This window comes from Mesorhizobium sp. WSM4841, from assembly GCF_055811515.1.
In genome coordinates this window covers 127,126-152,539 of sequence record NZ_JBVVQC010000004.1, presented here as the reverse complement: position 1 = coordinate 152,539, position 25,414 = coordinate 127,126, and the positions used below count along the sequence as shown (strand labels likewise).

At 63.1% G+C, this 25,414-nt stretch carries 23 protein-coding genes and 1 pseudogene; 9 read left to right on the top strand and 15 right to left on the bottom strand.

The features are described 5' to 3' along the window. Nucleotides 1-2 precede the first annotated feature (2 nt). Complete coding sequence (locus AC0L14_RS06330) at nt 3-1,433, top strand: sodium:proton antiporter (protein WP_473488405.1); 1,431 nt, start codon at nt 3-5, stop codon at nt 1,431-1,433. Here AC0L14_RS06330 and AC0L14_RS06325 read toward each other — a convergent pair whose 3' ends face one another. From AC0L14_RS06325 to gcvA, 8 genes are all read right to left on the bottom strand, one after another. Next, a complete protein-coding gene (locus tag AC0L14_RS06325; protein ID WP_473748943.1) occupies nt 1,434-2,153 on the bottom strand; it encodes an ABC transporter ATP-binding protein in 720 nt (239 codons plus the stop codon). It lies immediately after the preceding gene. Continuing rightward, nucleotides 2,150-2,875, bottom strand: coding sequence for an ABC transporter ATP-binding protein (locus AC0L14_RS06320; protein WP_473488403.1), 726 nt, complete (start codon nt 2,873-2,875; stop codon nt 2,150-2,152). Before AC0L14_RS06320 ends, AC0L14_RS06325 begins: the two co-directional genes overlap by 4 nt. Beyond that, entirely contained in the window at nt 2,872-3,834 is a 963-nt protein-coding gene (locus AC0L14_RS06315; protein WP_473748942.1) for a branched-chain amino acid ABC transporter permease, read from the bottom strand. The genes AC0L14_RS06320 and AC0L14_RS06315 overlap by 4 nt, the downstream gene beginning before the upstream one ends. Further along, complete coding sequence (locus AC0L14_RS06310; protein ID WP_095491192.1) at nt 3,831-4,712, bottom strand: branched-chain amino acid ABC transporter permease; 882 nt, start codon at nt 4,710-4,712, stop codon at nt 3,831-3,833. The genes AC0L14_RS06315 and AC0L14_RS06310 overlap by 4 nt, the downstream gene beginning before the upstream one ends. Nucleotides 4,713-4,929: 217 nt before the next feature. Further along, entirely contained in the window at nt 4,930-6,234 is a 1,305-nt protein-coding gene (locus AC0L14_RS06305) for an ABC transporter substrate-binding protein (RefSeq protein WP_287106027.1), read from the bottom strand. A 168-nt stretch (nt 6,235-6,402) separates the two neighbouring features. Further along, nucleotides 6,403-7,893, bottom strand: coding sequence for a hypothetical protein (locus AC0L14_RS06300; RefSeq protein WP_473748941.1), 1,491 nt, complete (start codon nt 7,891-7,893; stop codon nt 6,403-6,405). A gap of 202 nt (nt 7,894-8,095) precedes the next feature. Continuing rightward, nucleotides 8,096-9,400 (bottom strand): nicotinate phosphoribosyltransferase, encoded by a 1,305-nt coding sequence (gene pncB / locus AC0L14_RS06295; protein WP_473488399.1) that lies wholly within the window; start codon nt 9,398-9,400, stop codon nt 8,096-8,098. 137 nt (nt 9,401-9,537) lie between these two features. Next, nucleotides 9,538-10,512 carry a transcriptional regulator GcvA gene (gene gcvA, locus AC0L14_RS06290; protein WP_473748940.1) on the bottom strand — a complete coding sequence of 325 codons (975 nt, stop codon included), beginning with the start codon at nt 10,510-10,512 and terminating at the stop codon, nt 9,538-9,540. Between the two features lie 235 nt (nt 10,513-10,747). Here gcvA and speB point away from each other — a divergent pair, with 235 nt between their 5' ends. The 4 genes from speB to AC0L14_RS06270 all read left to right on the top strand — a co-directional run bounded on the left by speB (nt 10,748) and on the right by AC0L14_RS06270 (nt 14,036). Beyond that, nucleotides 10,748-11,809 carry an agmatinase gene (speB, locus tag AC0L14_RS06285; RefSeq protein ID WP_473488398.1) on the top strand — a complete coding sequence of 354 codons (1,062 nt, stop codon included), beginning with the start codon at nt 10,748-10,750 and terminating at the stop codon, nt 11,807-11,809. A gap of 89 nt (nt 11,810-11,898) precedes the next feature. Then, complete coding sequence (locus AC0L14_RS06280) at nt 11,899-12,702, top strand: transporter substrate-binding domain-containing protein (protein WP_254024590.1); 804 nt, start codon at nt 11,899-11,901, stop codon at nt 12,700-12,702. 21 nt (nt 12,703-12,723) lie between these two features. Then, nucleotides 12,724-13,392 carry an amino acid ABC transporter permease gene (locus AC0L14_RS06275; protein ID WP_473488397.1) on the top strand — a complete coding sequence of 223 codons (669 nt, stop codon included), beginning with the start codon at nt 12,724-12,726 and terminating at the stop codon, nt 13,390-13,392. Next, the gene (locus AC0L14_RS06270) at nt 13,389-14,036 is read left to right on the top strand and encodes an amino acid ABC transporter permease (RefSeq protein WP_473488396.1); all 648 of its coding nucleotides are present in this window, start codon (nt 13,389-13,391) and stop codon (nt 14,034-14,036) included. Before AC0L14_RS06275 ends, AC0L14_RS06270 begins: the two co-directional genes overlap by 4 nt. A gap of 159 nt (nt 14,037-14,195) precedes the next feature. On the opposite strand, the gene AC0L14_RS06265 is transcribed toward AC0L14_RS06270, so the two are convergent. Further along, entirely contained in the window at nt 14,196-15,740 is a 1,545-nt protein-coding gene (locus tag AC0L14_RS06265; RefSeq protein ID WP_473527031.1) for a winged helix-turn-helix domain-containing protein, read from the bottom strand. Nucleotides 15,741-15,864: 124 nt separating this feature from the next. Between AC0L14_RS06265 and AC0L14_RS06260 the strand changes: the two genes are divergently transcribed. The 3 genes and pseudogenes from AC0L14_RS06260 to AC0L14_RS06250 all read left to right on the top strand — a co-directional run bounded on the left by AC0L14_RS06260 (nt 15,865) and on the right by AC0L14_RS06250 (nt 17,450). Beyond that, a complete protein-coding gene (locus AC0L14_RS06260; protein WP_473527030.1) occupies nt 15,865-16,152 on the top strand; it encodes a hypothetical protein in 288 nt (95 codons plus the stop codon). A gap of 602 nt (nt 16,153-16,754) precedes the next feature. Next, nucleotides 16,755-16,892 (top strand): annotated as a pseudogene (locus AC0L14_RS06255) (amino acid ABC transporter permease); the annotation flags it as partial. Between the two features lie 192 nt (nt 16,893-17,084). Further along, a complete protein-coding gene (locus AC0L14_RS06250) occupies nt 17,085-17,450 on the top strand; it encodes a hypothetical protein (RefSeq protein WP_473488456.1) in 366 nt (121 codons plus the stop codon). A 40-nt stretch (nt 17,451-17,490) separates the two neighbouring features. On the opposite strand, the gene AC0L14_RS06245 is transcribed toward AC0L14_RS06250, so the two are convergent. After that, nucleotides 17,491-18,894: an MATE family efflux transporter gene (locus AC0L14_RS06245; protein WP_123146133.1), complete on the bottom strand. Its 1,404-nt coding sequence runs from the start codon at nt 18,892-18,894 to the stop codon at nt 17,491-17,493. Nucleotides 18,895-19,197: 303 nt separating this feature from the next. Between AC0L14_RS06245 and AC0L14_RS06240 the strand changes: the two genes are divergently transcribed. Next, nucleotides 19,198-19,776, top strand: coding sequence for a histidine phosphatase family protein (locus AC0L14_RS06240; RefSeq protein ID WP_473488394.1), 579 nt, complete (start codon nt 19,198-19,200; stop codon nt 19,774-19,776). A 31-nt stretch (nt 19,777-19,807) separates the two neighbouring features. Here the strand turns inward: AC0L14_RS06240 and AC0L14_RS06235 are convergent, their stop codons facing one another. The 5 genes from AC0L14_RS06235 to AC0L14_RS06215 form a co-directional block, all read right to left on the bottom strand. Next, nucleotides 19,808-21,394 (bottom strand): FGGY-family carbohydrate kinase, encoded by a 1,587-nt coding sequence (locus tag AC0L14_RS06235; protein ID WP_473527028.1) that lies wholly within the window; start codon nt 21,392-21,394, stop codon nt 19,808-19,810. Then, the gene (locus tag AC0L14_RS06230; protein ID WP_473488392.1) at nt 21,391-22,074 is read right to left on the bottom strand and encodes an HAD-IA family hydrolase; all 684 of its coding nucleotides are present in this window, start codon (nt 22,072-22,074) and stop codon (nt 21,391-21,393) included. The genes AC0L14_RS06235 and AC0L14_RS06230 overlap by 4 nt, the downstream gene beginning before the upstream one ends. After that, nucleotides 22,075-23,553 carry a mannitol dehydrogenase family protein gene (locus AC0L14_RS06225; protein ID WP_473748939.1) on the bottom strand — a complete coding sequence of 493 codons (1,479 nt, stop codon included), beginning with the start codon at nt 23,551-23,553 and terminating at the stop codon, nt 22,075-22,077. 71 nt (nt 23,554-23,624) lie between these two features. Further along, entirely contained in the window at nt 23,625-24,395 is a 771-nt protein-coding gene (locus tag AC0L14_RS06220; protein WP_473748938.1) for an L-iditol 2-dehydrogenase, read from the bottom strand. Beyond that, nucleotides 24,392-25,396, bottom strand: coding sequence for an ABC transporter ATP-binding protein (locus AC0L14_RS06215; protein ID WP_473748937.1), 1,005 nt, complete (start codon nt 25,394-25,396; stop codon nt 24,392-24,394). The genes AC0L14_RS06220 and AC0L14_RS06215 overlap by 4 nt, the downstream gene beginning before the upstream one ends. Nucleotides 25,397-25,414: the final 18 nt, after the last annotated feature.

The following is a 25,414-nucleotide window of genomic DNA, read 5'->3' as shown; positions in this document are numbered from 1 at the left end:
TTATGCGGTTTGCGGCGGCTTTGACGGCGGGCGCTGTGGTGGCAGTCGCAACCCTGTTTCCAGGAATAGCGCTCGCAGCCGAGGCCCACGAGTTGCCGGGCGAAACAATGTCGCTGTGGTGGGCGCTGCCCTTTGCTGGCCTGCTTCTGTCGATCGCCACTGGGCCTTTGCTCTTCCACCATGTCTGGGAGCATAACTACGGCAAGATCACCTTCTTCTGGGCCGCCCTTGCGGTCGTGCCGCTGGCGGTTGCATTCGGCATGCCTTCGGCCACGGAGGCGGTGCTGCATGCGCTGCTCACCGAATATATGTCGTTCATCATTCTTCTGTTTGCGCTGTTCACCATTTCGGGCGGCATCCTCGTCGCCGGCAACATTCACGGCACGCCGCTGGTGAATGCCGGACTGCTGCTGATCGGGGCGATGCTCGCCTCGGTCATCGGCACGACCGGCGCCTCGATGATCCTGATCCGGCCGATCCTGCGCGCCAACGACAACCGGCGGTTCAACGCCCATGTCGTCATCTTCTTCATTTTCCTGGTGTCCAACATCGGCGGCTCGCTAACGCCGCTCGGCGACCCGCCGCTGTTCGTCGGCTTCCTGCGCGGCATCGATTTCTTCTGGACCACCACCAACCTCTATCAGGAGACACTGTTCGTCGGCGGCCTGGTGCTCGCGGTCTTCCTGGCCATGGACATCATCCTGCATCACCGCGAGGCTGGTGCGCCGAAGATCAAAGATCCGACACCGGACACGAAGGTGCGCATTCGAGGCCTGCCCAACGTCCCGCTGCTGGCCGGAGTGATCGGCGCGATCCTGCTTTCCGCGACCTGGAAGCCAGGCGTGGCTTTCTCCGTCCAGGGCGTGAGCCTTGAATTGCAGAACCTCGTGCGCGACGCGATCATCCTGGCGCTTGCCTTCCTTTCGCTCGGCGTCTCGCGCAAGAGTCACAGGCAGGCGAACAACTTCCACTGGGAGCCGATCGCCGAGGTGGCGAAACTGTTCGCCGGCATCTTCATCTGCATCGTGCCGGTCATCGCCATTCTCAGGGCCGGTGCCGACGGCGCGCTGGCGCCGCTGGTCTCGCTTGTCAGTTCGCCCACGGGCGAGCCAAACGACCTTGTCTATTTCTGGATGACCGGAGCGCTGTCGTCCTTCCTCGACAATGCGCCGACCTATCTGGTGTTCTTCGAGCTCGCCGGCGGCGATCCGCAGCATCTAATGACCACCTTCGCCTCGACGCTGGCGGCGATCTCGACCGGCGCAGTGTTCATGGGCGCCAACACCTATATCGGCAATGCACCGAACTTCATGGTCTACGCCATTGCCAGGCATCGCGGCGTGAAAATGCCGGGCTTCTTCGGCTACATGGCGTGGTCGGGCGCGGTGCTGATCCCGATATTCCTGATCGCGGGTTTTCTGTTCCTTGGCTGATCAGCCGACGCCGACATAGCGGCGGACCGCCGACGGATCGGCGCGGAGCTCCTCGACATCGACGGTCTCGCGGTTGCGGCCGTTCTCGATGAACGAGACACGGTCGGCGACGGACAGCACGGCATCGACGCGCTGCTCGACCAGGATCGTCGAGACACCAAGGTCGCGCAGCTTCGACACCGTCTCGCGGATCCTGGCGATCATCGACGGCATCAGCCCTTCGGTCGGCTCGTCGAGCAGAAGCACCTGCGGCTCGAGGCACAGGGCCCGCGCCATGGCCAGCATCTGCTGCTCGCCGCCTGACAGCGTGCCGGAGCGTTGTCTCAGCCGCTGGCGCAGCAGCGGGAAAAGGTCGAGCACGTTTTCGCGCGTCGTCTTGCCCTTGCCGCGCGCCATCAGGCCGATCTCGATGTTTTCCGCCACCGTCATCTCGGCGAACAGCCGCCGGCCCTGCGGCACATAGGCGACGCCCGCCTTCGGCACGTCATGCGCCGGCAGGCCGGTCAACTCCTTGCCGTCGAGCCTGATCGAGCCGGCGCGTGAGGGAACGAGGCCCATGATCGCCTTCAGCGCCGTCGTCTTGCCGGCGCCGTTGCGGCCGAACAGGCAAAGCACCTCGCCCTTGTGCAGCACGAGGTCGAGGCCGTAGAGCACCTGGACCTCGCCGTAGAAGCAGTCGAGCCCGGAGATGGTCAGAGCTTCAGCCCGTGGTTGAGTCATGGGGTCGTCCCCAGGTAGGCGTCCTGCACCTCGCCATTGGCGCGGACCTGCTCGGGCGTGCCTTCGGCCAAGATCTTGCCGGCGTTGAAGACGGTGATGCGGTCGACAAGCTGCATGACCACCGGCATGTTGTGTTCGATTAGAAGCACGGTGGCGCTTTTGGCGATCTCGCGCACCAGCCCGATGAAATTGTCGATCTCGCTGTCGGCCAGCCCCTGCGTCGGCTCGTCGAGGATCAGCAGGCGCGGCTTTAGCGCCAGCCCCATCGCCACTTCGAGCAGGCGCTGATGGCCATAGGACAATTGCCCGGCCGGCATGTGGGCGCGGTCGGCAAGGCCGGTGCGCTCAAGCGCCGTCATGACGCCGACATGTACGGCACCTTTCGAGCGGCCATCGGTCAGCGTGCGCTGCACCGGCAGCGCGACGTTGTCGTAGGCGGTGAGATTGGCAAAGACGCTGGTGATCTGGAAGGTATAGGCGATGCCAAGGCGGACCCTGGCGTAGGCCGGCAGGTTGGTAATGTCGGCGCCGTCGAAGACGATCATGCCCGACGACGGCTGGATGCGACCGCTGACCAGACTGATGAAGGTGGTCTTGCCGGCGCCATTGGGGCCGATGACGGCGCGAATCTCGCCCGGCATGAGGGCGAAGTCGACGCCGTCGACGGCGCGCAGGCCGCCGAAATTGCGGGACAGGCCCTTGGTCGTCAGCAGCGGCATCATGGCAGCCATCCGAGCCAGCGCTGGCGGATGGTGCCGAGGATGCCCCTGGGGAAGAACAGCACCAGCAGGATGAGGGCGATGCCGACGATCAGCAGATAGGCCGAGGTGTAGCCGCTGGTGACGTCGACGACATAGTACATGAACAGCGTGCCGATCAATGGACCGAGCGTGGTGGCAGCACCACCGAGCAGCACCCAGAGCAGCGGCAGGATGGAATATTGCGCCGAGGCGAAGGTCGAGCCGACATAACCGAACAGCAGCGCGTAGGCGGCGCCCGAAGCCGCGCAGATTGTGCCGGAGACGAGGACCGCGGCAAGCTTGTTGGAAAACGTGTCGTAGCCGAGCATTTTGGTCCGCTCCTCGTTTTCGCGGATGGCGACCAGCACACGGCCATACCTGGAGCGGACGACGGCGAGCGTCACCAGCAGCACGATCGAGAACAGGACGAGTGCGCTCATGTAGCGCACGGTCGGATTGGTGAGGCCGAGCGACGTGCTGCCCAAAACAAGCACACGCGCCGACTGTGGCACGACCAGGCCCTGATCGCCGCCGGTCCAGGAGGCGAGATAGAGGATTATGAGATAGAACACCTGCGCGAACATCATGGTGACGATCATGAAGGCAACGCCGGAAGTGCGCAGCGCCAGCAGACCGATCACCAGCGCAAGAAGCGCACCGCAGGCAAGCCCGGCGGCGAAGGCGGCCGGCACGCTCCAGCCGAGATGGATGACGGCAAGGCCGGCGCCATAGAGCCCGGCCGAAAAGAACATGGCGTGGCCGAGGCTGAGCAGCCCGACATAACCGAACAGCATGTTGTAGCCCATGGCGAAGACCGCCAGCACCATGATGCGGGCGAGCAAGCCGTGATGGTATTCCGGCAGGACGAAGCTTAGGGCGAACAGCAGGGCGATGACGCCCAGATGCAACGCATAGGCTTTTGCCGGTGAAGCCTCCTTCATCGCGATGCCGTCCCGAACAGACCTTGCGGCCGGAACACCAGCACCATCGCAACCAGCAGCGTGGCGATGATCTTGGCCAGCGTCGGCGAGAAGAACACCGAGATGATGCCGTCCGACAGGCCGATGAGCACGGCGGCGACGACGGTGCCGCGCAGCGAGCCGAGCCCGCCGATTATGACGACGATGAAGGATAGCAGCAGCGGGTCCTGCCCCATCAGATAATGCGCCTGGCTGATCGGCACGATCAGCACCGCGGCCACCGCCGCCAGCATGGCGCCGAGCGCGAAGACACCGGCATAGACGCGGTCGACCGGAATGCCGAAGGCCTGCGCCGTCTCGCTGTCATATTGCGTGGCGCGCATGACAAGGCCGATTTTCGTACGCGTCAGCACGAACCACGTCGCGACAAGCAGAAGCGCGGACGCGGCGATGATCGACAGCTTGTAGCCGGAATAGCCGAACCACGGCAAAAGGATGCGGTAGCTGAAGGGCGCCTCAACCGGCCGTGCCTCCGGACCGTAGAAGGTCAGCGCCAGTTGCTGGATGATGTAGAGCATGCCGATGGTTGCGACGATGGTGGCTTCCGGATTGTAATTCAGCCGGCGCAGCACCAGCCGTTCGGCGACCAGCGCGATCAGGCCGACGATCAACGGCGCCAGCACCAGCGCCGCCAGAAAACCGAGCGCCGGATGGCCCGATATCGCCGTGGAGATCGCCCAGGCAAGCACCGCACCCAGCATGAAGAGCTCGCCATGGGCAACATTGACGACACGCATGACGCCGAATACCAGCGACAGGCCAAGCGCCGTCAGCGCCAGCACCGCCGAGGTGACGAGGCCTTCGAGGGCGGCGAGGAGAAGATGAGGTCCGAAGTGCATCGGTTAAGCACCGGCGGATGCGCGAAGCACCCCCCTCTGGCCTGCCGGCCATCTCCCCCTCAAGGGGGGAGATCGGCTGTCATGACTGCTTTCGCCAATCACCAAAGACAGTGAGTGGCCGCCTTCGTACGAATTGCTAATCTCCCCCCTTGAGGGGGAGATGTCCGGCAGGACAGAGGGGGGTGGGGCGAAGCGCACTGTGCTTAAAGAACCAAGCTCACAGCGGCTGGGTCGTGTAATCCCCTTCCGGCTCGTAGAGGCCGTCCTCGATCTTGGTCTTGTGGACGACGTTCAGCCGGCCGCCTTCGACCTTGGAGATGTTCTGGATGCCAAAACACTGGTGGATCTTGCCGTTGAAGGTCTTCGGCCCCTGCGGATGCTCGGGGCCTTCGGCGAACTCGGTCAAGGCCTCGGTCGCCTCGACCAGCTTGGCGCGGTCTTCCGGACCCTTGTAGCCGGCATCCTCCATCGCCTTCTTGACGACATAGAGCGTTTCCCAGCAGCCGAACATGTGGGCGGCGGTGGAGACGTCCTTCGGATCGCCGACGGCAGCACCATTGTCGTCGATGCCGACGGCGGCGCGATAGGCCTTCTGCGCGGCGGAATCATCGGGCTGCGCGTAGCGCGGCGAGCCCTCCCAGAAATGGCTGCCGTCGAGGAATTCGAGGCCTGGACTGTTGATGTCGGTGGCTTCGAGCGAATCGATGAAGCCGAACAGCTGCGGCCGGTTGGAGCCGTAGAATTCGCCGAGTTCCTTGACGAAGGTGAGCACCGCCGGGCCGACCATGACGTGGTAGATCACCTCGGTTTCGGCCGGGATTTGCGGAAAGTATTTGGTGAAGGACGATTCCGTCGGCGGGATGGCGATCTGGGCGATGACCTCGGCGCCCTGCGCCTTCAGCGCCGGCGGCAGGTAGTCGCGATGGTCATAGCCGAAGGCGAAATCGGGGAATATCTGCGTCACCTTCTTGCCGGCATTCGCCGCGATCCACGGCGCCATCGCCTGGATCTGGCTCTTCACGTCGGTGATGCCGGGCTGGAAGACGTAGCGGTTGAGCTTGGTCGAGGCGACGTGGTGGCCTTCGCTGACGACAAAATAGGGCATCTTGGCCTCGCCGGCGGCGGGCGCCGAGCCGATGACGACATGCGAAAACAGCGTGCCGTAGACGATGTCGGTCTTGTGCTGGGTGGCGAACTTGCCGACCACTTCGGCGCCGCGGCCGGGATCGGTGCCGTCATCCTCGATGATCACCTCGACCGGCCGGCCGTTGATGCCGCCGGCTTCGTTGATCGCCTTGACCGCGGCGGCGGTGGTCCTGTCGTACCAGCGGCCATAGGCAGCGCCGATGCCGGTGCGGTGGCACTGGAAGCCGATCTTTATCGGCGCCGAGCTCTGCGCCTGGCTGTAGCGCACGAACCCGGGCGCGACGGCGAGACCGGCGCCCGCGGCCAACCCCTTGAGCGCCGTGCGGCGGGTGAGACCGGTCTTGGAGAGATCGAAAAACCCATTCTTGTCAGTCACGGCAGTTCCCCTTGTTTTTTTGAGTTTTGACCAATGGCTGTAGCGAGGCGGGCCACTCTTGATAAGAGCGCCGAAATTGCATGTGTACAAACTAAATCACCAAAGCCCTGATGTGGCAAGCGGGCTTTCCCGAGGGATCAATCGACGCCGTCGAAGTGGGCTTTTGTCTCATCCGGCAGCCGGCGTGGCAAGCAGCCACAGGCCTAAGACCGTATAGGCGATCATCAGCACGGTGAGCGGAAACTGGCTGAGCGCGGCGCGGGCGGGAACCGGATGCAAGCGCCAGGCGAGGCCATGCGCGACGAGCACGGCGAGCATGTGGCCGGCGATGATGACGCCGGCCTGAAAATTCCACAGCCACCATGCCGAGCCGGCGCCGGCGGCCGTGCCGGCTTCGACCCGCATGTCGGCGGTGCCGAACAGGTCCCAGCCCAGCGCAAATGGGTCGGAAAGCGCAGCCATGGCGTATTGGCCGTCGACGAGCAGCGCCGTCAGATAGTGCGCAACATGATAGGCGAGCGCGATCGGCACGATCGACCAGACCAGCAGCCCTGCAGCCTGACCGAGGGAATGCGGGCTGCCGGCAAGACGCTGGCCGAGGACAATTGCAAGGATGAACGCGGCCGCAAGCAGGACGAACGTCAGCACGAGCCCGAAGGTGCCGACGCCGATCACCGCCGTGCGGCCTGGAAACTCCAGCGGATTGAGCCCGAACAGGCCGAGCCAAAAGAAGGTTTTGGACAGGCCGTCGAAGGAGACCGACGACAGCGCAAGCAGCAGGAAAGCAATGCCGCTGAGCGACAGCGGCGCGGCATCGCTGAGCTTGGCGCCCGGCCAGCACAGACTGAGTCGACCGCCTTCATTGCGCCCGCCTTCATTGCGCTTGCCTTCATTGCGCTCGACTTCATTGCGCTCAAGGAGGGCGAATCGCGCAACCATGGCGAAAAAGACGGTCAGGAACTCACCGCGCCGGCTCCAGTCGCGGTAGCCGAACATCAGCATGGCGGCAAAACTCAGCAGCCAATAGAGGCCGGCGGCCCGGGCGAGCCGCGCCGGATCGTCGGGCGCCGGGTCGATCAGCTCGAACCAGGCGAATGCGAAGAACAGCACGACGGCCGGCCAGTAGCCGAGCCACCGGGGCGGGCGCCATGTCTCGCGCGCGCCGAACAGGCTGGAAATGACACGCCAAGGCCCGTACCAGGGGTTCAGCCATGACCAGAGATTGCCGAGCAGCCCCTGCAGCAGAACCAGCCCAACCCAGAGCAGCGTCCAGACGGTCAGGGGCAGCGGGTTGGAAAGCGGATCGCGGCTGCCGAACAGGCCGGCCGCAACGAGAATCGCGAAGCCGGCAAAGGATATCAGGCTGACGGTTGCCCGTGCGCCGTCGCCGAACGCGAACAGCGGCAGACGCCGCCGCCAGAAGCGGGCAGGAAAGTCTGAGGGCAGCAGTGCCAGGACAAGGAAACTGGCGGCGACCGCGAGCGCACCGCCGGCGACGTAGTAGCCGGTGGGCAGAAGCAGGACGTGGCCGCGATCGGAGGCATGGGCGAAGGCGGGGGTGGGCGATGCGATGAAATCCGAACAGATGAAAGCTCCCGTCCAGAAAGAATATGCTCGCCCGCAGTGATCCTTCGCACCCCCCTCTGTCCTGCCGGACATCTCCCCCGCAAAGGGGGAGATTGGCTGGCATGTCGGCTTTCGCCAATCTTCGACGTTGCAGGAAGGGCGCCGTTCGAACGAACTGCCGATCTCCCCCCTTGCGGGCCTTGCGGGGGAGATGTCCGGCAGGACAGAGGGGGGTGGGCGGGAACTCACGCTATCCGAGATTTCCCTTTTGGCGACGCGAAACCATTCGCAGCCTTCACACCTTGACCAGCTGCTCCACGCGGTCTTTCTCGCCAAATAAACGCAGATACCGCTCGATCTCTTTCTCGTCACCGGTGGCCTTGGCTGGATTATCGGAGAGCTTTACCGCCGGGCGGCCATTGGCCTCTGTGACCTTGCAGACCAGTGAGATGGCGTCGAGCCGGTTGGTGTTGGTCGGCGCGCAGCCCTCGAAATCATTGGTCAGGTTGGTGCCCCAGCCGAAGGACATGCGCACCTTGCCGTGGAAATGGCGGTAGGTTTCCTCGATGGTCTCGACCTCGAGCCCGTCGGAGAAGATGAGCAGCTTCTGCCTGGGGTCCTTGCCCTTTTCGCGCCACCAGGAAAGGATCTTCTCGCCGCCCTCGATCGGCGGCGCGCTGTCGGGGCGGAAACCGGTCCAGTCGGCGATCCACTCCGGCGCATCACGCAGGAACGCCGCGGTGCCGAAGGTGTCCGGCAGCACGATCAGCAAATTGCCGCCATAGTAGCGCTGCCAGTCCTGCAGCACCTTGTAGGGCGACTGTTTCAATTCCTTTTCCGAATTGGCGAGCGCGGCGAACACCATCGGCAGTTCATGCGCGTTGGTGCCGAGCGCTTCCAGGTCGTTGTCCATGGCGAGCAGCACGTTGGACGTACCGGTGAAAGCCTCGCCGATACCTTCCTTGAGCGCTTCGACGCACCAGCGCTGCCACAGGAAGGAATGGCGGCGGCGGGTGCCGAAATCCGAAATCCGGATATCGGGCAGCGCTTTCAGCCGCTCGGTCTTGGCCCACATCTTGGCCTTGGCGCGGGCATAGAGCACGTCGAGCGCGAAGGGCCCGAACGCCCGCATGGCCGCGCGAGATCGAAGTTCATTGATAATTGCCAGCGCCGGAATCTCCCACAGCGTCGTGTACATCCACGGGCCGCTGAACCTCAATTCGTACTGGCCATCGCGCTTGGAAAGCTCGTATTCGGGCAGCTGGAAATTTTCGAGCCAGGCGAGGAATTCCGGTTCGAAAATCTGCTTGCGGCCATAGAAGGTGTTGCCGCCGAGCCAGATCATCTCTTTCTTCGAGAAGCGCAAGGTGCGGGCATGGTTGAGCTGATCACGCAGTTCCACCTCGTCGATCTCCTCGGCAAGGCGAACCGAGGTGGTGCGGTTGATCAGTGAGAAGGTGGCATCGACCTCGGGATACATGCCCCAGATCATCTGCAGCATCAGCAGCTTGTAGAAATCGGTGTCAAGCAGGCTGCGGACGATCGGGTCGAGCTTCCAGGTGTGGTTGTAGACGCGCCGCGCTATATCGGTCTTAGTCATGTCTCGATGCCGCCTTCACTGCTGGCTCCCTGCGGAATGCCTCTTAGCATTGAATTTTTGAATGCGCCTCCCGCTTTGCGGGCTGGCCCGACAAAAAGAAAACCTGCGGCAAGCGCGCGGCTCCGGCAATTGCAGCCTCAGGACGCGGTCTTGGCGCCGATCACTCGCAGCGCCGGGCGCTTCCTGCGGATGCCGATGCGGCCCGCCACCGGCGCATCGGCGCGGCTGTCGGCCTGTTCCTTCTCGGCAAACAGCCAGTCAATGAACAGCTGCACGATCGGCGTCGACCTCATCTCGTTGCGGCAGACGACGTAGAAATCGTCGACCGCCGGCACCGACAGGCTGAACGGCGCGACAAGCAGTCCCCTGGCGAGCAGTCCGCTTGCGGTCACCGTATCGCCAAGCGCCACGCCATGGCCATGAACCGCCGCCTCGGTCGCCATGCGAGCATCGCCGAGATGATGGCGGCGGCCGCGCTCCAGATCCAGCGCATCGGCGGCGGCCAGCCAGGTGTGCCACTCACGGCCGTCGTCGCCATGCAGGAAGACATGATCGGCGAGATCGCGCACGGTGCGGACCGGACGATTGTTGATCAGCGTCGGGCTGACCACCGGGAACAGTTCGAGGCCCGACCATTTGCGCATCCAGCAATCGGTCCAGCTGCCGTCGCCATAGTGCACGCAGACGTCGATATGCGGTGCGCGGATGTCCTTGGCGTCATTGGACGGAATCAGCGTCAGCCTGATGTCGGGATATTGCGAGGTGAAGCTGCCGAGCCGCGGGATCATCCACAACAGCAGCAGCGCCGGCACGCAGGACACCGAGAGGGCGCCGGTGCTCGCCGGCCTCGTCATGCGCTGCGTGGCGGCGGCGATACCGTCGAAGGCGGTCGACACCGCCGGCAGCAATTCGGCGCCGTGCGGCGTCAGCTTCACCCGCTGACCAGCGCGCTCGAACAGCTTGACGCCAAGCGACTGTTCGAGCGCCTTGATCTGGTGGCTGATGGCGCCATGGGTGACGTTGAGCTCAGCCGCGGCCTTGGTCAGCGAGGCGTGGCGCGCCGTCGCCTCGAAGGCCCGCAAAGGATTCAGGGGAGGTAGACGCTTGGCCATCGGGGCCTCAAAGGAGCACGATCCCGAAAAGTGGGGACCCGGTTTTCGGATAAGATCGTGCTCAACATTAATGTGAGATTTTCTCACAGCAAAGACCCTAACAATATCAATTGATTTTTCAATGCAGCTGCAAGACACTTTGGGTCGAACAGCATCAAGACGTGAAATCCGCAGGCAGCCGGCAGGATGGCGACCGTCATTGATGGCCGCTCCGCACCAGCCATGGAGGACCGACATGGGTTATGATCGCGGCAAGCTCGAAGCGTTGCGCCGCAAATATGGCGAGAGCCATGGCGGCGAGATGTTCGACCCGAAATTCCGGCGCGTCGCCGACAAGATCTTCTCCAAGAGCGGCACACGGCTGGCGCCCTATTCCGGCATCCCGACCTTCCTCGCCGCGCCCTACCGGGAAATTGCCGCCGACAATCCTGATTTCGGCGACCTGCAGGTGGCGATGATCGGCGTGCCGATGGACCTCGGCGTCACCAACCGGCCGGGTGCCCGCTTCGGGCCAAGGGCGCTGCGCGCCATCGAGCGCATCGGCCCCTACAACCATGTACTGGAATGCGCACCGACGCATGAGCTGAAGGTGGCCGACATCGGCGACGTGCCGTTCCAGAGCCGCTACCGGCTGGAGACCAGCCATGACGACATCGAGCGCCGCACCAACCAGATCGTCGATGCCGGCGTCATCCCGCTTTCGGTCGGCGGCGATCATTCGATCAGCCATCCGATCCTGAAGGCTGTCGGCAAAAAAGCGCCGGTCGGCATGATCCATATCGACGCCCACTGCGACACCAGCGGCTTGTTCGACATGACCAAATTCCACCATGGCGGGCCGTTCCGCAACGCGGTGTTGGACGGCGTGCTCGACCCGTCGCGCACCATCCAGATCGGCATTCGCGGCTCGGCCGAGTATCTATGGGAGTTCACCTACGAATCCGGCATGACCGTGGTCCATGCCGAAGAGGTGACCGGCCTCGGCATCCCTGCCATCATCGCGAAGGCGCGCCAGATCGTCGGCGATGGCCCGACCTATGTCTCCTTCGACATCGACAGCATCGACCCGGCCTTCGCGCCGGGCACCGGCACGCCGGAAGTCGGCGGGCTGACGACGCGGGAAGTGCTTGAACTCCTGCGCGGCCTCAAAGGGCTCAACATCGTCGGCGGCGACGTCGTCGAGGTGGCGCCGCAATACGACGCAACCACCAACACGGCCCATGCCGGCGCGCAGGTGCTGTTCGAGATCCTCAGCCTGATGGTGTTCAGCCCGGCGATCTCAGGCAAGGGAGCCTGACGCATCAGACCATGAAGTTCCAAGGCGACCGCCGCGCTGGAGCCGGCGGCCGCATTCAAACAAAACAAGCTTCCAGCAGGGGAACGAAAATGACACTTCACATGAAGCTCAAATCATCCATCGCAGCCGTGCTGATGCTCGCCGGCCTTGGTCTTGCCACCCAGGCCGCCAATGCCGACGCGCTCGACGACATCACCAAGGCCGGCGCCATCAATGTCGGCATTTTCTCCGACTTTCCGCCCTTCTCCTCGGCCAGTGCCGACATGAGCATCAAGGGCTATGACATCGACGTGGCGCAGTTCATCGCCGACCAGCTCAAAGTCAAACTCAATTTGGTCAGCGTGACCGGCCAGAACCGCATTCCGTATCTTACCGACAAGCGCGTCGATATCCTGATGAGCGTCGGCTATTCCAAGGAGCGTGAGCAGGTGATCGATTTCGCCGCCGCCTACGCACCCTATTATATCGCCGTCATCGGCCCGGCCGCGCTCAAGGTCGAAGGCAAGGACGACCTCGCCGACAAGTCGATCGCCGTCAACCGCGGCACGCTGGAAGATACGTCACTGACCGAGGCAGCACCCGCCTCGGCCGACATCCGCCGTTTCGACAACTACAACTCCGTCATCCAGGCCTTCATCTCGGGTCAGACCCAGCTGATGGTCGTCGGCAACGATGTCGGCGCCCAGGTGCTCGCCCGCCAGGAGGCACTGAAGCCTGAACAGAAGTTCCAGCTTCTCACCTCGCCCTCACATATCGGCCTCAACAAGAACGAGGACCGCCTGAAGCAGGCGGTCAACGACGCGGTCGCCAAGATGCTGGCCGACGGCAAGCTGGACGAAAGCTCGAAAGCCTGGCTCAAAACACCGCTCAATCCCGACAACCTCAAGGATTGATCTCCGGGGTAAGGACCTATCATGGGCTACAGCCTCGACTTCGGCTGGCTTGCCGATGCGATAGGTGCGATCGCGCGCGGGGCGGCCATGACGATCCTTTTGATCGCCGTGACCACGCTCGCGGGAACGTTCCTCAGCATCCTCGGCGCGGCAGGGCGGCGAAACGGCCCCTTGCTGCTCAAGCGGGCAATCGGCGTCTATGTCGAAATTATCAGGAACACGCCGTTCCTGGTGCAGTTGTTCTTCATCTTCTTCGGGTTGCCCAGCATCGGCGTGAGGCTCGATCCGCTGCTGGCCGCCATGCTGGCAATGACGCTCAACATGGCGGCCTACACGATCGAGATCGTCGGCGCCGGGCTCGACGCCGTGCCGCGCGGGCAGACGGAAGCAGCCCTTGCGCTTGGGCTCAGGCTGCGCCAGGTGTTCGTCAAGATCGTGCTGCCGCAGGCGCTCAAGGTGATCTATCCGGCGCTGACCAGCCAGATCATCATCATGATGCTGGAGTCGGCCGTGGTGTCGCAGATCGCGGTGCGCGAACTGACCTACGAGGCCGACATGCTGCAGGCGCGCACCTTCCGTGCTTTCGAGACCTATTTCGTGGTGACGATCGTCTATCTCGTTCTTTCCGTGGGGCTGCGCCGGCTGCTGGTCAGCGGCGGCCGCCACGCTCTGGGAGCCGGCGTGTCATGATCGAATTTACCTTTTGGGATATCGTCCGCAACCTTCTGCTCGCCGCGCGCTGGACGGTGCTTCTGTCGCTGGCGGCCTTCGTCGGCGGCGGTGTGGTCGGCATGCTCGTGCTGTTCTTCAGGATCGCCAAGAATAAATGGGCGCGGCGGCTTGCGTCGGGCTACATCGCGCTTTTCCAGGGAACGCCGCTGCTCATGCAGCTCTTCCTGATGTTCTTCGGCCTGCCGATGCTGGGCTTGCGCATCGAACCTTGGACCGCCGCAGCACTTGGCCTTACCTTCTTCGCCAGTGCCTATCTCGCCGAAATCTGGCGCAGCGGTGTCGATGCGCTGCCGCGCGGCCAGTGGGACGCCGGCGCCAGTCTCGGCCTTCACTATCTGCAGGAACTGAGGCTGATCATCCTGCCGCAAGCGTTTTCGATCACCCGCGCCCCGACCGTCGGTTTCCTGGTGCAGCTGATCAAGTCGACCGCGCTGACCTCGATCATCGGTTTCGAGGAACTGGTCAGGACATCCAACGCGATCAACAACGCGACCTTCGAGCCGTTCACCGTCTATGGGCTGGTCGCCTTGATCTTCTTCGTCATGTGCTTTCCGCTGACGCAATATGCACGCAGGCTTGAACGCGCGACGGCTACAAACTAGGGATCTGCCTCTGCGGTCAGCGCTCGAATGTCTCCTTTGGGTCAGAACTGCCGTTCACCAACGTCCGGTTCTGACCCAAGGAGGTCGTTCGCGAGTTGAACTTCGAACGTCCGCAACGGGTGGCACGCGCCGTTGAGCGGCGCGGCCTGGGAAGCTTCTTCAGTTCGGGAGACCGGCGTTGATATACCCTTCGACAAAGTGCTCCCGGTCAGCGGGATTTTGAAACGGATGTATGTCAGCCCAGCGTCGAGCCTTAAAATTAGGGTTGTCGGAAAGAAACAGTGCAGCCTCCGCCTTCGCTTCATCGAGACGACCAAGTTGCGCCAAGCTGGCCGCCAGAACACGCTGGGAGCCCGTTCGATACGTTGCTTCGTGCTTCAATGCCTCGATCGCCTCGATCGCTTCCCCATATCGGCGCGCGGCATAGTTGGCGAAGCCCAGCACCCAAAAATAGACTCGCGGGGGATATGGGTTGAGCCGGAAGGCCCTCTTGACGCTTTCGACCCCTTCACTCGCCCTTCCTTGGAAGACACGTAGATCCGCCTGCAAGGCCCATGCGTCAGCATGATTGGGATTGAGACGCAGGGCTTCGCCGAACTCCATGTCACCACGGGAAAGATCTCCCTCATAAGCATGGATGTAGCCCAATATCATCCGGGCATCTGCATTTTCCGTGTCGAGGGCTCCCGCGCGATCGGCAGCCTTCAGAGCTGTCGCACGGTGACGCTCCAGATCCTCTCCCCACATCGCCCAAGCCGCACAGTGGCTCATTGCAAGCCATGCATGTGCCGCGGCAAAGCCGGGGTCTTTTTCAATTGCCGCCCGGAGCAGCGGCCGAGCCGCTTCGTTGCCCTTCGTCGATTGCATGACCAATGCTCGACCACGAACAAAATGGTCGTACGCGTCGATGCTTGTTGCACGCGGCCCCACTGAGAGTCGCCCACGAGGAAGCGCCCCTGCAAGTGCGGCGACGATTCGTCCGACTACGTCATCCTGAAGCTTGAAGACATCATCGAGGTCGCCGTCGAAACGATCAGCCCAAACTTGCGTTATCTCAGCCACTTTAGTGAGCTCGGCATTGATACGCACGCGTCCCCCGGCGCGGCGGACGCTTCCCTCGACAATGTATGCGACGCCCAACTCCGCTCCGATCGCGCGGAGGTCGATTTGCTTTCCTCGATAGGCAAAGGATGAATGCCGCGCGATCACGGTCATGCCCGGTACTTTCGATAAGTCGGTAATCAGGTCTTCCGACAAGCCCTCGGAAAAAGGCACCTGCTCAGGGTCGTTGCCGAGGTTTCTGAACGGGAGGACGGCAACCGACAAATGGCCCTGTGCGGATCGTCGTGCTGCATCGCCCTGCGGTTGAGGCTCCATCCCATCTTCATCGTCATGGATCGATCCTGCAAACCGGTAGCCGACGCGCGGCACGGTCTTGATCCACTCCATGCCGTCGCTCGCTTCGCTCAGACTCCTCCGGAGAGCGGCAATCTGAACGGTGAGGTTGCTTTCCTCGATGCTTGTCGCTGGCCAGGCCGCGTCCATTAGTTCCGCGCGGGTCACCACACCGCCGCCTGCTTCGAGCAGCACCTCCAGGAGTGCAAGTGCGCGTGCTCCCATCGGTGTCGGCAGCCCGCGCGCCAAGAGGAGCCTCCGGCGGCGATCAAATACAAATGGTCCGAACCTTAGCGCTTCCCCAGCCATGGCTAGAATTTACACAATCTACCTTCGAATTTCGGAATTTTTCGTAGCTTTCCCCACGCCTGCGATCGGCCGGTTCTTCATTCTCCAGGCATCGGAAGATGGCTTCCGCTTTAGGAGAGTAATCATGTCGACACTGACAGCACTGGTCGGGTTCTCGCTTCTCGCCACCTCGGCACTCGCCGATCAGCCGGTAGCAAACCCAGCATATCTCGGCGTTCGATCCAACAATCCGGAACAGGAAACCTACGCCAGCCGCGTCGATAGCGCTACACTCGCGAGAACCTTAGCGTTCATTGGACCGGCCCGCAGTTTCGGCCCGGTCACCCGCGAGCCGGAGAAGGATACAGTCGCGTACACTCCGCTCTTCGTCGATCCGGACTCATGCAGGGTATCACTCAACATATACCACTGAAATGAAGTTCAACAGTGACGGTTCGAGGGACCGGACCCCCCGCAGACGAGGATTCCACGCCGCGTCACCAAGGCTGCTCAAGGCATCGTTTAACAGCCCGCTTCATACGCATAACCGCATGCTATTCGACCTCGACGGCAAACTCGTTTGGGCCAGCCGAGGCTTAATCTTTCCAACAAAGAGATGAGCCGTGTCGGACTTTAAAGATATCTTAATGGAAGTACTTCGGATCGCGACCTTCCAACCCCGCGAGGCCCGCATGCGCTATCACCTTCCCCAGTGGGAAGACAGGGCGCAAGCGTCCGAAAGAAAGAGGGCGTTTGGATGCCCAAGCGCCAGTGCCTTCGACGGGAAACCTGGTGAAAGGGGGGTCGAATGAGCTTGGTGACTCCTGTGTCCTCCCTATCACCCGCTAGATCGGCTTGGTCGCGCAGAAAGCCGCTATTTGCAGGCCGGCATCACCTGATTCTAACAAACCTTGGTCTAAGTCTGGGTATAAACGCCAAGTCGCCCTCGATGGGTCCAGCCATGCGCCCGGTCGTTGTTGTCTCAGAGAACCCCGAAAACGCTGATTATCAAACGATTTTCGGGGCCTGGCCAGCAGGACATCGAACGCGATCAACAACGCGACCTTCGAGCCGTTCACCGTCTATGGGCTGGTCGCCTTGATCTTCTTCGTCATGTGCTTCCCGCTGACGCAATATGCACGCTCGCTTGAACGACGGGCGACTACAAACTAGCAAGCTGCCTCTGCGCTTAGCGTTTCGAATGCCATCTTTTGGGTCAAAAGCAGTCATTGGGGATTATCCGGTTCCGCGTTGTGAAGAACGATTGGTGACGATACCCGTGTTTCCGGCTGCCTCTTCGGAGCTATCTCCTTGTTGGAAGAAGAGTTCTGTGTACTCTCACAATGCTTTATCAAGGGCTTGGGGATGAGAATTGTAATATTCGTCGCGTTGGCCGCGACAGCGGCTGGATGCGCGACCTCTCCGGTCGACTATGGAGCGTCGCTTTCGAAGCAAGACCGGAAATGGGCGTCGCCGGAATGCCAGCAAGCCCGCATGGAGGCTTCGGACTACGACGCTCGCGAAAAAAAGCAGCCGGGCTGGGGAACCGGCGTCTTTCTTGGCCCGTACGGATTGGGGCTCGCAGCAGCCATCAAGGAGCACCAGCAGAAGCAACGAAAATTGTTCGCTCGCGCGGTGCACTTGCGGTGCTCAAGCCTTCCACTGCCAAAGGAGTTGCAAAGCGACTTAAGCCCACAGGCCGCGAGTGCAAATCAGACGAAATATCCATAGACCTCACGACCCCGCCCTCCTCGTGAGGAAGCCGCTTTCATCAATGCCCAAAGGAGAGCGGCGGCGCGATACGATCCCGCCGCAGCCAGCGCGCCAGAAGCAGCGCCGCCACCACCGCCAGCCCCAACGACAGGCCGATCCAGATGCCGACGCCGTCGAGCCCGGAATAGAAGGCGAGCAGCACGCCGAGCGGCAGGCCGATGCCCCAATAGCCGATCGCGGCATAGATCATCGGCATCTTGGTGTCGTGCAGGCCGCGCAGCATGCCGGCCGCCACGGCCTGTGCGCCGTCGAAAATCTGGAACAGCGCGGCAAAGGCCAGGAACGACACCGCAAGCCCGATCACTGTGGCATTGGCCGGGTCACCAAGATCGATGAAGGCGCTGATCAGCAGCTGAGGCCACAGGATCATCACCAGCCCCATCAGCGCCATGAACGAGACGCCGATGACAAAAGCGGTCCAGCCGGCGCGGGAAACACCTTCCGAATTGCCGGCGCCATGGGCGAGCCCGACGCGCACCGTAGCCGCCTGGTTGAGGCCGAGCGGTACCATGAAGCTGATCGAGGCGATCTGGATGGCGATGGCATGCGCGGCGAGCGAGGCCGCGTCGATCAGGCCCATGAGAAGGGCTGCCGCGTTGAAGATCGTCACCTCGAAAGCGAGGAGGCCGGCGATCGGCAGACCGAGCCGCAGCAAGCCCTTGAAGCGCGGCCAGTCGGCCCGCCAGAAGCGCCCGAACAGCTGATAGCGGCGAAACTTCGGCTCAAGCGTCACCACAGCCGCCATGCCGGCGAACATCAGCGTGCTGGACAGCGTAGTGGCGAGGCCCGAGCCGGCGATGCCCATCGAAGGGGCGCCGAGATTGCCGAACATGAACACCCAGTTAAAGAAAACATTGCAGGCGACGGCAACGAAGACGATGACCAGCGCCCAACCCGGCCGCTCCAGCGCCGAGATGAACGAGCGCAGGACGATATAGCCGTAGAAGGGCAGCACCGCCCATTCGAGCCAGCGCAGGTAGATGCCGGCCTGATGTGCCAGCGCCGGTTCCTGACCCATGGCCAGCAACACGGCCTCGCCGTACCAGAGAAATATCCAGATCGGGATTGAGATGAGGATCGCCAGCCACAGGCCCTGCCGCACGGTGCGGCGCAGATCGCGCACGGAATGGCGACGGCGGCCGAGTTCCGTAGCGATCATCGGCGAGGTCGCCAGCATCAGGCCGAGCCCGAAGATCAGCGGCATGAAATAGAGGTTGGCGCCGAGCGCGCCGCTGGCCAGCGTGTCCGGACCCAGCCGCCCCATCATCATGACGTCGGTCGCGGTCATCGCGGTCTGGCCGAGATTGGTGAGCACCATCGGCCAGGCGAGCGCCAGGGTCGCCTTGATTTCCTGACGCCAAAGGTTTTCCGGCGCGCGGGCGCCGGCTTCGATCGCAGACATTTTTTCGCCTATCCGATTGCGGCGCGTCGGCCAAAAAGCCGGAAGCCGCGTCTCAGCGCGGAAAATGGCCGTGATCGGTCCGGATTCCGCATTAACAGCACGGCTTGTCTACGAAAGGGGCAGCTATGGCAAGAGGCTGACTCAGAGTAAGAGTTGAGCCAGCAAGGGCGTACGGTCTCAACTCCGCCTGTCTGGCCCGCCTGTTTGGCCCGTCTGTTTGGAGAGAGCGCAAGCCGTTATGGTTGCGTCGTTGGCCGATCTGAAGAGCGGGCATCATATCGGATTCCATCGAAAGGTATGCGGATGAGCGCGTTTCCCGAAATCTATATGGTTCGGCATGGCGAGACGGAATGGAGTGCCTCCGGGAAGCATACCGGCCTGACCGACATACCGCTGACGCCTGCCGGTGAGGAGGCCGCCGGGCGGGTCGCTGAGCGGTTACAGGGCCTTTCGTTCCAGGCTGTCTGGTCGAGCCCGTCTCAGCGCGCCTTCAAGACTTGCACGCTGGCCGGCTTCGGTTCGGCCGGCGCGAAAAAGGCCGATCTGGCGGAATGGGATTACGGCGCTTACGAGGGACTGACCACAAAGCAGATCCTCATCGAGCGCCCCGGCTGGCGTCTGTTTCGCGACGGCTGCCCTGACGGCGAGACGGCAGAGGATGTCGGCGCGAGGGCGGATCGGATCGTCAGCGAGTTGCGTGACGTCCACGGCAATGTCCTGGTGTTTTCAAGCTCTCACTTCCTGCGGGTGCTGGCCGCGCGCTGGCTCGGCCTGCCGCCGCAAGATGGCGCCTTGTTTGTGCTGGATACCGCCAGCACAAGCGTTCTCGGCTACGAGCACGACCTTGGCGAACCAATTATCCGGCGATGGAACCAGAGATAGCAGACGCATTGCAGGGTTGTTCGCGCCGCGCCTACCTGATTTCGTCCAGCGCCTGTCTCTGCCGGTGCATCTCCAAAAACACGCGGTAGTCGCGATCAAACCGGCTGGCGGCGGCCGGATTCGACGCCCGCTTCCTGCCGCCCTGCTGCATGGCGAGGCAAGCGGCGTTGAGATCAGGAAAATGCCCGGCGGCGGTGGCCGCGATCATGCCGGTGCCGAGCAGCACCGCCTCGTCGGCCAGCGGCTCGACCACCGTACAGCCGGTGGCGTCAGCATAAAGCTCCATCAGCAGCGGGTTTTTGGTGTGACCGCCGGTGACATGCAGCGTGTCGATCAGATAGCCGTTCTCGTTCAGTGCTTCCAGCACATGGCGCACGCCGAGCGCGATGCTTACGGCGGTGCGCCAATAGAGCTTGCACAGGCTGTCGAACGAGGACTCCAGCGTCAGCCCGCTTATGACGCCGACCGCATGCGGATCGGCGAGCGGCGAGCGGTTGCCGTGGAAATCCGGCAGCACATGCAGCCTTGCCGCAAGGTTCTCGCCCTCGACGGCGCGCAACTCGGCAACGCGCCGGGCGATCCTGGCGTGCATGGCGGCGTCCGGTTCCCCGCCGGCGCCATGCCAGCGGATGATATGATCGAGCAGCGCGCCGGTGGCCGATTGGCCGCCTTCCGACAGCCAAAGCCGGGGTAGGGCCGCGCCATAATACGGGCCCCAGACGCCGGCAAAGGGTTGCGGGTCGGGCGACATCGCCATGACGCAGCTCGAGGTGCCGGCGATCAGCGCCAGATGCCGGCCGATGTTGGTTTCGTCGCCGGCAAAACCGCCGAGCACGCCGAGCGCGCCGGCATAGGCGTCGATGACGCCGGCGCCGACCCGGCATTTTTCTGTCAGGCCGAGCTCAGCCGCAGCTTCCGCGCTGAGACGGCCGATATCGGCGCCGACCGGGCTGGCCTTGTCAGGCAGATTGCCATGCTCGAAAAGGTCGCCGAGCCCGACGGCTTGAAAGAAGTCGTGCCGCCAGCCGGTCTCTTCATGCGCCAGATAGGTCCATTTGGCGGTCAGCGTACATTGCGAGCGGGCGAGCGAACCGGTCGCCTTCCAACTGAGAAAGTCGGTGAGGTCGAATAGATAGCCGGCTTCGTTCCATGTTCCGGGCAGGTTGCGCTTCAGCCACATCAGCTTCGGCGTCTCCATTTCCGGCGACATCACGCCGCCAATATAGTCGAGCACGGCGTGGCCGCTTTCGGTGCATTCATCGGCCTCGGCAATGGCGCGGTGATCGAGCCAGACGATGGTGTCCCAGCGCCTTTCGCCTGACACCGACACGCTGAGCTGGCCACCATCCCTGTCCCGCACCACCAGCGAGCAGGTGGCATCGAAGGCGATGCCGACGATACCCTCCGCTGCCACGCCGGCCTTTTCGCGAGCGGCGCGCACGGCAATGCAGACCGCCGACCAGATATCCTGCGAATCGTGTTCGGCGTGGTCGGCCTTCGGCCGGTTCATGACGATCGGGTGCTCGGCGCGGCCGAGCAAGGTGCCTCCGGTGTCGAGAATGCCTGCACGGGCGCTCCCGGTGCCGACATCGACCGCGCAAACGAAACTGTTCGTCAAGGTGTTCTTACTCTCGCTCCCAGGCCTGCAATCAGATCGGGCAGTTGCAGCATGTCAGCGAATATAAAGTCCGGTTCACTCGACGCAAGCCGCGCTTTCAGTGCCGGGTTGCCGGCATGCGAACCGCCGGTGAAGGCAAGGACGCGCATGCCCGCCGCCCGTGCCGCCGCGACGCCGACGGGGCTGTCCTCGACGACGAGACAATTTTGCGGGATCGCTCCCATGTTGGCGGCTGCGTGGAGAAAAAGGTCCGGCGCCGGCTTGCCCCGCGCCACCATGGCGGCGCTGAACAGATGCGGCTCGAGCAGCCCGAGCAGCCCGGTGACGTCGAGCGCATAGCGGATGCGATCCAGCGTGCCGGAGGAGGCGACGCAGCATGGCATGGCGAGCCTCGGCAGGACCTGCCCGATGCCGGGGATAGGCCTCAGCTCGTCGCGAAATTTGCGCATCAGCCCGACGCGCATCTCGCTCAGATGCTGGTCGGTGATATCAAGTCCGAAGTCGCGGTCGAGGATTTCGCGAACGCTTTTCATGCTCTTGCCGAGGAAATGCTCATAGGCGGCGTCCTCGCTGACACTGCCGCCGGCGAGCGCGATCATGCCGAGCAATGCCGAAACGGACAGCCCCTCGCTGTCGACCAGCACGCCGTCGCAGTCGAAAATGACCAGTTCAGGCGCCATTCAGAGATTGCCGGCGAGGTAGCGCGTCAGCGTCGTACGCGCGCCATCGCCCCAGAGCGCCTTGAGCGCATTGGCAAAGGCCTCGACGAACGCCGCCGAGCGGCCAACATCGCCATAGATGTCTTCCATGGCCAGCCAGGCGGCAGGCGCATCCTTTGCCGCCCTGGCTGTGGTCTGCAGCCGGTCCCAGCTCGGATCGTTGGGTTCGATGACGGCGCCGCTATCGGTCGTGCCGAAGCAGTAGCGGCACCAAAGTGCCGATTCAAGCGCCAGGCCGGCGACGCCCTTGCCGGCCTTCAGCCGGTCGGCGATGGTCGGGATGATGAATTTCGGCTGCCGGTTGGAGCCGTCGAGGCAAAGCCTGCGGATGGTGTCGCCAATCTTCGGATTGGAAAAGCGGTGCTCGATGAGCTGGTAATAATCCTCCAGCACGGTGTCCGGCACCGGCGGCACGGTCGGGATGATCTCGTCGTGCTCCAGTCTGTCGAGAAAGCCGCGCACCAGCGGCTCCTGCATCGCCTCGTGGACGAAATGGATGTCCATCAGCCCGGCCGGATAGGCGATGGTCGCATGACCGCCATTGAGGATGCGGATCTTCATCAGCTCATAGGGCGCGACATCGCTGACGAACTGTACGCCGACCTTTTCCAGCGCCGGGCGGCCGTCGGTGAAATGGTCCTCCAGCACCCATTGCCTGAAGGGCTCGCAGAACACCGGCCAGTTGTCTTCGAGGCCGAACTCGCTCGACAGGATGCCACGCTCACGGTCAGTGGTGGCCGGCGTGATGCGGTCGACCATGCCGTTGGGAAAGGCGACGTTCTCGCTCACCCATTTCGCCAGATTCTCGTCGATCAGCCGGGCGAGCCCGATGACGCCATCGGCGGTGACATGGCCGTTGTGGGGGATGTTGTCGCAGGACATGATTGTGAAGGGCACGATGCCGTCTTTGCGTCGGCGCAACAGCCCGGCAAGAATGATGCCGAACACGGTTTTGGGCGTCGCCCCGGGCTCAGCATCGGCGACAATGTCGGGATGGGTCGGGTTGAACACGCCGGACGCCGGATCGATGAAGTAGCCGCCCTCGGTGATGGTTAGCGAAACGATCCTTATCGCCGGATCGGCAAGCCGTTCTATGATTGCGGCCGCGTCGCCCGGCATCAGGAAGTCGATCATGACACCGGTGACGCGGGCGCTCATGTGGCCAGAATCCTGCTCGACCACGGTGGTCAGCCAGTCCTGTTCCTGCAATTTGCTGCGGCCGACCTTTTCGCCCTCGAAGACGCCGGCGCCGACAATTGCCCAGTCGTGGCCGAGGCCCGCATTGAACAGGTCGTCGAGATAGACGGCCTGATGCGAGCGATGGAAGTTGCCGACCCCGAAATGGACGATACCGGCCTTGAGCGCCGCGCGATTATATTTCGGGCCGGCGACCTTGGGCGGAAGCTTGGCGAGGATGGAAGATGAGAGTTTCACGGTCATCTGCTTTACCCTTTAGCGGGACGGCTCTTCCCCCCGGTGGAGGAGACGGGGAGAAGAGCGCCTTCGCCCCCTCAACTCATCCACTGGCCGCCATCGACATTGTAGGTCTGGGCGACGATGTATTCGGCGTCGTCGCTGGCCAGGAACACCGCCATGCCGGTGAGGTCTTGCGCCGTGCCCATGCGGCCATAGGGCACGGCTTCGCCAACCAGCCTCTTCTTCTCGCCCTTCGGCCGGTTCTCGTATTTGGCGAACAGGGCATCGACATGGTCCCAGTGCTCGCCGTCGACGACGCCGGGCGCGATGGCGTTGACGTTGATGCGGTGCTTAATCAGGTCCAGCCCGGCCGACTGGGTGAGCGAGATGACGGCGGCCTTGGTGGCACAGTAGACGGCAACCAACGCCTCGCCGCGGCGGCCGGCCTGGCTCGCCATGTTGATAATCTTGCCGCCCCGGCCAGCCGCGATCATCGAGCGGGCGGCGGCCTGCAGCATGAACAGCGTGCCGGCGACATTGACGGAAAACAATCTGTCGTAGCTCGCCTTGCTGATCTCGACGATCGGCGCCAGGTCGAACAGAGCGGCGTTGTTGATCAGAATGTCCAGCCCGCCGGCCCTTGTCTCGACCGCCTTGACCGCCGCCTCGATCGAAGCGAGGTCGGTGACGTCCAGTTTCACGGCGTAGGCGTTGCCGCCGATCTCCGAAGCGGTCTTTTCCGCAGCTTCGAGATTGATGTCGCCGATCGCGACCGTGGCGCCCTCGCGGACATAGGCTTCGGCGAACGCCCTGCCGATGCCGCGCGCCGATCCAGTGATCAGCGCCGATTTACCCTCGAGCCTCATTGCATCATCGCCTTTCCGTCGGCGCCGAAGCGGTGCAGCTTGGTCTTGTCCGGCGTCAGATAGATCGTGTCGCCGTGATGGGCGGCCAGTTCGCCGTCGGCGCGCACCGTCAGCGGCCCGACACCGTCGGCTTGAACGTGCAGAAACGTGTCGGAGCCGAGATGCTCGGCGACGCCGACCGTGGCTTTCCATTCGCCTGAAGTCGTCGAGATGTTCATATGTTCGGGGCGAATGCCGACGGTCTTGGCGCCATGTTTGGCCGCCGGCGCGCCTTCGATCAGGTTCATCCTGGGCGAGCCGATGAAGCCGGCGACGAACAGGTTCTTCGGCGTCTTGTAGAGCTCCATCGGCGAGCCGACCTGTTCGATGTTGCCGGCGTTGAGCACGACGATCTTGTCGGCCATGGTCATCGCCTCGACCTGGTCGTGGGTGACGTAGATCATCGTCGTCTTGAGCTGATGATGCAGTTCGCTGATCTCCAGTCGCATGGTGCCGCGCAGCGCAGCGTCGAGATTGGACAGAGGTTCGTCGAACAGGAAAGCCGAAGGCTGGCGCACGATGGCGCGGCCGATGGCGACGCGCTGGCGCTGACCGCCGGAGAGCTGGCCGGGGCGGCGATCGAGATAGTTGGTGAGGTTCAGGATGCGCGCCGCGTCCTTGACCTTCCGATCGATGGTCGCCTGGTCCTCCCCCGCCATCTTCAGCGGAAAGGCGATGTTCTTGGCCACGGTCATGTGCGGGTAGAGCGCATAGGACTGGAACACCATGGCCAGCTTGCGCTTGGCCGGCGCCTCGCCGGTGACGTCGCGGCCGTCGATGTTGATGGTGCCGGCGGTAGTGTCCTCCAGCCCGGCGATCAGCCGCAGCAGCGTGGACTTGCCGCAGCCCGACGGGCCGACGAAGACGACGAACTCGCCGTTCTCGATGACCAGGTCGATGCCCGGAATGATGACCGTCGACCCGAACGACTTCGAGACGTGCTTGAGCGTGATGTTTCCCATGGTTTCCTCCCCGAGGGG

Excerpts from the sequence above, each read along its gene's own strand:
- AC0L14_RS06330 (WP_473488405.1), top strand. The coding sequence starts at position 3 with ATGCGGTTTGCGGCGGCTTTGACGGCGGGCGCTGTGGTGGCAGTCGCA.
- AC0L14_RS06325 (WP_473748943.1), bottom strand. The coding sequence starts at position 2,153 with ATGACTCAACCACGGGCTGAAGCTCTGACCATCTCCGGGCTCGACTGC.
- AC0L14_RS06320 (WP_473488403.1), bottom strand. The coding sequence starts at position 2,875 with ATGATGCCGCTGCTGACGACCAAGGGCCTGTCCCGCAATTTCGGCGGC.
- AC0L14_RS06315 (WP_473748942.1), bottom strand. The coding sequence starts at position 3,834 with ATGAAGGAGGCTTCACCGGCAAAAGCCTATGCGTTGCATCTGGGCGTC.
- AC0L14_RS06310 (WP_095491192.1), bottom strand. The coding sequence starts at position 4,712 with ATGCACTTCGGACCTCATCTTCTCCTCGCCGCCCTCGAAGGCCTCGTC.
- AC0L14_RS06300 (WP_473748941.1), bottom strand. The coding sequence starts at position 7,893 with ATGTCCGGCAGGACAGAGGGGGGTGCGAAGGATCACTGCGGGCGAGCA.
- pncB (WP_473488399.1), bottom strand. The coding sequence starts at position 9,400 with ATGACTAAGACCGATATAGCGCGGCGCGTCTACAACCACACCTGGAAG.
- gcvA (WP_473748940.1), bottom strand. The coding sequence starts at position 10,512 with ATGGCCAAGCGTCTACCTCCCCTGAATCCTTTGCGGGCCTTCGAGGCG.
- speB (WP_473488398.1), top strand. The coding sequence starts at position 10,748 with ATGGGTTATGATCGCGGCAAGCTCGAAGCGTTGCGCCGCAAATATGGC.
- AC0L14_RS06280 (WP_254024590.1), top strand. The coding sequence starts at position 11,899 with ATGACACTTCACATGAAGCTCAAATCATCCATCGCAGCCGTGCTGATG.
- AC0L14_RS06275 (WP_473488397.1), top strand. The coding sequence starts at position 12,724 with ATGGGCTACAGCCTCGACTTCGGCTGGCTTGCCGATGCGATAGGTGCG.
- AC0L14_RS06270 (WP_473488396.1), top strand. The coding sequence starts at position 13,389 with ATGATCGAATTTACCTTTTGGGATATCGTCCGCAACCTTCTGCTCGCC.
- AC0L14_RS06265 (WP_473527031.1), bottom strand. The coding sequence starts at position 15,740 with ATGGCTGGGGAAGCGCTAAGGTTCGGACCATTTGTATTTGATCGCCGC.
- AC0L14_RS06260 (WP_473527030.1), top strand. The coding sequence starts at position 15,865 with ATGTCGACACTGACAGCACTGGTCGGGTTCTCGCTTCTCGCCACCTCG.
- AC0L14_RS06250 (WP_473488456.1), top strand. The coding sequence starts at position 17,085 with ATGAGAATTGTAATATTCGTCGCGTTGGCCGCGACAGCGGCTGGATGC.
- AC0L14_RS06245 (WP_123146133.1), bottom strand. The coding sequence starts at position 18,894 with ATGTCTGCGATCGAAGCCGGCGCCCGCGCGCCGGAAAACCTTTGGCGT.
- AC0L14_RS06240 (WP_473488394.1), top strand. The coding sequence starts at position 19,198 with ATGAGCGCGTTTCCCGAAATCTATATGGTTCGGCATGGCGAGACGGAA.
- AC0L14_RS06230 (WP_473488392.1), bottom strand. The coding sequence starts at position 22,074 with ATGGCGCCTGAACTGGTCATTTTCGACTGCGACGGCGTGCTGGTCGAC.
- AC0L14_RS06225 (WP_473748939.1), bottom strand. The coding sequence starts at position 23,553 with ATGACCGTGAAACTCTCATCTTCCATCCTCGCCAAGCTTCCGCCCAAG.
- AC0L14_RS06220 (WP_473748938.1), bottom strand. The coding sequence starts at position 24,395 with ATGAGGCTCGAGGGTAAATCGGCGCTGATCACTGGATCGGCGCGCGGC.
- AC0L14_RS06215 (WP_473748937.1), bottom strand. The coding sequence starts at position 25,396 with ATGGGAAACATCACGCTCAAGCACGTCTCGAAGTCGTTCGGGTCGACG.